This is a genomic window from Piscirickettsia salmonis LF-89 = ATCC VR-1361 (genome assembly GCF_000297215.2).
Lineage (GTDB): Bacteria > Pseudomonadota > Gammaproteobacteria > Piscirickettsiales > Piscirickettsiaceae > Piscirickettsia > Piscirickettsia salmonis.
In genome coordinates this window covers 1-3778 of sequence record NZ_AMFF02000218.1, presented here as the reverse complement: position 1 = coordinate 3778, position 3778 = coordinate 1, and the positions used below count along the sequence as shown (strand labels likewise).

Here is a 3778-nt window from a genome sequence, read left to right as displayed (position 1 = left end):
GGAAAATTGAAGAATATCATAAGTCGATTAAACAAAATGCAAGTTTAGCAAAATCACCAACTAAAACTGTTCGGTCACAATGCAATCATATTTTTGCATCAATCGTGGCATTTTGTAAACTAGAAACATTGAGTGTAAAAGCACAACTTAACCACTTTGCACTCAAATATAAATTACTTGTGCGGTCAAATCAAATAGCTTTTGAAGAGCTTAGGCGATTAAAATGTTTATGACCTGTGCGTAAGGTGAGTTATCAATAGATAACCATAACCGACGATGCGAAGTAAAGAAAAGCGAAGAGAAGAGAAGAACTAAGACAGAATAAAACAAAAAAAAGCCATCAACCCAAATATTATCTACTGGAAACTTAGCAAGATAACATGGGAAAATGGCGTCCCCTAGGGGATTCGAACCCCTGTTACCGCCGTGAAAGGGCGGTGTCCTAGGCCTCTAGACGAAGGGGACAGGACATGGTGCCGGCACCAAGAGTCGAACTCGGGACCTACTGATTACAAATCAGTTGCTCTACCAGCTGAGCTATACCGGCAACGGAGACGTATTTTACTGATTTTAAATCAAACTGCAAGCTTTTTTTGATTTTTTTTCTGTAAATAAGCCAACATTCCTTCAAAGATCAGCTCAGGCCGATAATCTGTTGCAAAACCGAGTAATTCTTGCAATTGCTCAGCATCACCACCCGTTAAGACAAAACGCAAGCCCTCTCCCTCTTGAAACGCCTCCTGCAGGTCTTGTGCCACGCGGTCTAAGGTTGCCACTACAGAATAAAAACTACCCGCAAGAACCGCATCTCGGGGGTTGGTCGCTAAAAAACTGTCCTCAGCGAAGCCTTGTTGATCATCACCGAGAAATTCTGTTAATTTCTGACCGCGTGCTTGCGCTGCCGCTAAGTGCAATTGCTTTAAGCCAGCAAACGACAGGCCGCCGATATGCTGTCCCAAGTTATTTAATAGATCAATCGTAATTCTTGCACCACAATCAATAATACATACCGGCAAAGACTCATTATGCAAGGCCAACATCGCCAGCCACCGATCTGCTTCGAGCTCTTCAGGATGATTATAACCATTAAAAATACTCAGCGCCTCTTCATCCGCAACAATAAACTCTGCGCTAATTTGCCAATGTTTCCAAATTAAATACTCTAAACGTTCTTGAATAGTTTTCTCACCCACAAAGGCGATATAAACGCTTTTTAAACCAGATAACTCATTGTTTTCTAATAAGTAAAAAATATGATCGGCAGAACCATGATGCTCAATAGCACCTTGGTACTGTAATGCGCCATTATGATAACGCGCCCACTTGACTCGTGAAAGTCCAATATCTAACAATAATTTCATAGGGTCCTCACACTGACCTCACCATAGGAAAAGCTACGCAAGCCTTGTGATGTCTTGACCAGCAAACGGCCTACACCATCAATGCCTTGGGCAATTCCTGTAACAGCCTCATGATTCAGTCGCACGATCACCTCTCGTCCACACAATGCATCATAATGCTGCCATTCAGTTAAAAACTGATCAAAACCTTTCTCAGTTAATTGATTAAATGCCGCACACAGTTCATTTAAAATAGCAGTAGCTAGTTGGTTTCTCGAAAGATCAGTTTTAGATGAAGCAATAATCTCTTTTATATCCACACAAGGCTGGTCAATGCATGCTCGATCCTGCGCCGATAAGGCCACATTCACAAACAAACCAATCACTGCATGGCAATAAGAAAACTCTTGCACAGAACTTTCAACCAGTACACCACCAAGCTTACGGCCCGCATATTGCAGGTCATTTGGCCACTTCAGTTCAACATGTGCACAGCCGAGTTTTGTTAAGCTACGCGCCATGCATATGCCAACAACCAAGCTAATCACTGAAAAATCAAACATCCCAGCTTGAAACACCCAGGCCACTGAGCCCATTAAACAGGAATTAATGCCTGCATGATGCGCGCGCCCACGGCGTCCTCGCCCTGCTGTTTGTAACTCAGCAAAACACGCTTGAGCTTGTCGATTACCTTGCTGTAGCTGCTTTAATAGCACGTTATTTGTCGAATCTGTCACGCTTAACACTTGTATATGAGACAATTGTCTACGTGCCTGATCAGAAAGTTGCCCAGTAATTTTATGCGCATCTAAAAGATGGAGTGGTTGACTTAAACAATAACCACGCCCCGGCACCGACTCGATCTCCAACCCCAGCTCTTTTAATTGCTTCAGTTGCTTCCAGACAGCAGCACGACTCACCCCAAGTACAGCCCCGAGGTCTTCACCAGAGTGAAACTGACCATCAGCAACCAGCTCTAAAATCGCACCTAACTTCTTCATATCGATCTACTATATTTCTTAAGCGGTCGATTATACCGAAAAAAACAGCCCTTGTCTTAATTGCTTACGCCTGGAGAATTGACATTTACAAAATCACTTGTCCTCTCTTGCTCTTGTTTTGTAACCACAATAGTAGCAAAAACATCACCAGCAACATTGGTCATCGTCTGCATCATATCATTCAGGCGATCAACTCCCACCACCAATGGAATCGCCCCCAAGGGCAGCCCTAATGAGCTCATTACCGCACCCATAACAATCACTCCGGATCCAGGTACACCAGCAGCTCCCATGGCCGTTAACACAATGGTTACAACCAAGGTAATATAATCAGTAATATGAAGGTGAATACCATAAAAATTAGCAGCAAAAACCGTTGCCGCACTGACATAAATTGATAAGCCATTTAAATTAAAATTAGCACCCAAAGGCAATAAAAACTGCGCAATCTCACGTGGTACTTTTAGCTCTGTTGCCGTCGTCTCTATCGACACAGGCAATGTCGCAGCACTGCTGGATGTAGTATAAGCAATTGATAACGGATAACGTATCTTCTTAAAAAAAGCCAACGGCTTAATCCCCATTAATCTTAAACCACCACCATAAACAACAGCCATATGTAACAGACACGCAAGATAAACCACAAAAATTAGCTTAATTAAAGACCACAGGGCGCTCAAACCAAATTGACTAAACACCCATGCACTAAGTGCGAACACACCATAAGGCGCAAACGAGATAACAAGCCCAGCCAAACGAAAAATCACATGAGTAAACGACTGAAAGAAATGAATTACCGCCGCCGCTTTTTCACCCGCCTGTCTTAAGGCAATCCCCAGTAACACTGCAAATACAATGACCTGCAAGATATTACCATCAACAAATGCCTTTAAAGGGTTCGCAGGAATCAAGTTGCTGATAAAGCTTTGCCATTTAATATGTTGCAATTCGGGAACCTGCTGCAGGGAATGCGCATGCGCTAAGCCCAGTCCAGGCTGTACCAAAACAGCGACACCAATACCAATCATCGCCGCAAATATCATCGTAATAGCATAAAGAACAAGGGCTCGTAAACCAACACGCCGCATTTTATTGCCATCACTAACACTGGTAATTGCCGATATAATCGCAATAAACACCAACGGCATCACAATCATATGAATACCATTAATAAATAGATCGCCCAGCGGCTTTAAAAACTCAGCACTGGTTTTAAAGGCTAAACCACATGATGCACCTAAAATAAGTGCTAAAATCACTTGCTGCCAGCTCTTTAAGCATCGCCATACACGTATAGGAAAATAAAGTATAGATAGAAATAGCGTCATCAAAGAGTCCCTTAATCTCAAAATGCTCCATCTTGATACAGTTAAAGATAAAAAGATAGGGAATTATAGAAAAAAAGCCGCTCTATATTTTAATAGAAGCGGCTTTGAT

3 protein-coding genes, 2 tRNA genes and 1 pseudogene are annotated in these 3778 nt (G+C 42.5%); 1 reads left to right on the top strand and 5 read right to left on the bottom strand.

Going from position 1 to position 3778, the window contains the following annotated elements:
• Positions 1-233: pseudogene (locus tag C200_RS16275) on the top strand (IS701 family transposase); the annotation flags it as partial.
• 156 nt (positions 234-389) lie between these two features.
• Here the strand turns inward: C200_RS16275 and C200_RS13540 are convergent.
• From C200_RS13540 to C200_RS13520, 5 genes are all read right to left on the bottom strand, one after another.
• Positions 390-465 (bottom strand) — tRNA-Glu (locus C200_RS13540).
• A gap of 6 nt (positions 466-471) precedes the next feature.
• A tRNA-Thr gene (locus C200_RS13535) sits at positions 472-547 on the bottom strand.
• A 28-nt stretch (positions 548-575) separates the two neighbouring features.
• On the bottom strand, positions 576-1361 hold the full coding sequence (locus tag C200_RS13530; protein ID WP_016211800.1) for a type III pantothenate kinase: 786 nt from the start codon (positions 1359-1361) through the stop codon (positions 576-578).
• Positions 1358-2341: a biotin--[acetyl-CoA-carboxylase] ligase gene (locus C200_RS13525; RefSeq protein ID WP_016211801.1), complete on the bottom strand. Its 984-nt coding sequence runs from the start codon at positions 2339-2341 to the stop codon at positions 1358-1360. Before C200_RS13525 ends, C200_RS13530 begins: the two co-directional genes overlap by 4 nt.
• A gap of 56 nt (positions 2342-2397) precedes the next feature.
• Positions 2398-3669, bottom strand: coding sequence for a dicarboxylate/amino acid:cation symporter (locus C200_RS13520; RefSeq protein WP_016211802.1), 1272 nt, complete (start codon positions 3667-3669; stop codon positions 2398-2400).
• Positions 3670-3778 lie beyond the last annotated feature (109 nt).